Annotated in this window: 1 protein-coding gene; it reads right to left on the bottom strand. The window is 39.6% G+C overall.

Annotated elements, in window-relative coordinates:
- Positions 1-145: 145 nt before the first annotated feature.
- Positions 146-1,270, bottom strand: coding sequence for an IS4 family transposase (locus tag ACH0B5_RS18005; RefSeq protein ID WP_406928257.1), 1,125 nt, complete (start codon positions 1,268-1,270; stop codon positions 146-148).
- Between the last annotated feature and the right edge of the window lie 136 nt (positions 1,271-1,406).

Genomic DNA, 1,406 nt, shown 5'->3' with positions numbered 1-1,406 from the left:
CACTAATGTCGCATAAATTTTAACTGAATTTTCAGTCTTCTACCTTTTTCGTTTTAGAAGAAAAACAAAGACACTTGAACAGAGGTAGTAAACATCCATTTTTTTACTATAGCCTTTGACAGGTGCGACAGTGACGGAAAACCCTTTATGGGACCGCTTTTCTGGCGATTTTTCGTAGCCATAAGTGGGCGGATTTCCATGGTGCTGCTTTGAGTAAGCGACTGATTTTTAAGTACGTTTTCGTGCTATTTGTGTGTAGCTGTGCCAGCACATGCAGGCAATACACAATCATCGCGATGTATACTTGGTTATGTACGCCCTGTTCGCTTTGTGCGTAGAACTTTTTGATGTTCAAGTGCTGCTTTAACCATTTGAAAAACAACTCAATCGCCCAGCGTGATTTGTACAACTCAGCGATTTCGTCCGCACTTAAATCAAATCGATTCGTGATCAGATGCAGTTCGTTTCCTTTTGAATCCAGTACTTTGATCAGACGGAAATAGTTCTCAGCACGATTTTGAGGTGTACCAATGAGCACCATTTCATCCGATAAGACATGCGCATCTTTTGGTCGTTCAAACTTCTCTACGACACGAATGACTGCGTTTTTTCGCAAGCGTGAGACGAAGAAATAGCCATCATCGGTCATGAGATCAAAACGCTCATAATCTAAATAGCCACGGTCAAATACGTACATGCATTCTTGGTCGTCAACCAGTACTTCTAACTGACCACGATCATGTTCTTTGGCGTTTGTGAGAACCGCTTTGTCGGGATACGAACAGCCTTTTTCTAAGAAAACGAGGCGCAAATGAAGCTTAATCCCTGATTTTGTTTTGCGGAACTCTGCCCACTTGTGATTGTTTAAATTCAATGGCAACGTACTCGAATCAATAATTTTCAGTGGTATTGTCGTTTTTCGGCGCTGCTCATACTGCGATTTTTCATGAATTTGGGCAACTAAATCGAGAAAGAGCTCCTGGAACACTTCTGTTGGAATTTGATTCAATCGGCGTCCTAATTGTGAAAAGCTAATCGATTCTAAATCCGTTGCTTTTTGAAGGTCATCTGAAAATAATGTCTCACTGACCGCCCGAAGACTTTCCGTTTCATTGAGCTGCGCAAATACGAGTAATTTCAAGAATGAAGCGATGCGTAGCTTCTTTGTATAGTAATTTAATTGATGGGTTTCCACTAATTCTTCTAATTTCGTTGAAGAAATCGGTGTAAACCATTGTTCAAATGATGTTTTTCGTGTAAACTTATCCATGTTTATGGTCCTTTATTTTGGATTTGGATGGTTTACTACCGCCCAACCATTATAAAGGCTTTTTTTATGCAAAGATAGAATTACAGAAAATTCAGATTTCAATTAGGTATTGAATTATTTTAATGCGACGCTAGTG

The sequence above is a fragment of the Ureibacillus sp. 179-F W5.1 NHS genome (assembly GCF_045369345.1).
Classification (GTDB): domain Bacteria; phylum Bacillota; class Bacilli; order Bacillales_A; family Planococcaceae; genus Ureibacillus; species Ureibacillus halotolerans.
The sequence above is the reverse complement of the archived record's forward strand: the minus strand, read 5'-3'. Positions and strand labels throughout refer to the sequence as shown.

Coding starts and splice junctions, on each gene's coding strand:
- ACH0B5_RS18005 (WP_406928257.1), bottom strand. CDS start 1,270: ATGGATAAGTTTACACGAAAAACATCATTTGAACAATGGTTTACACCG.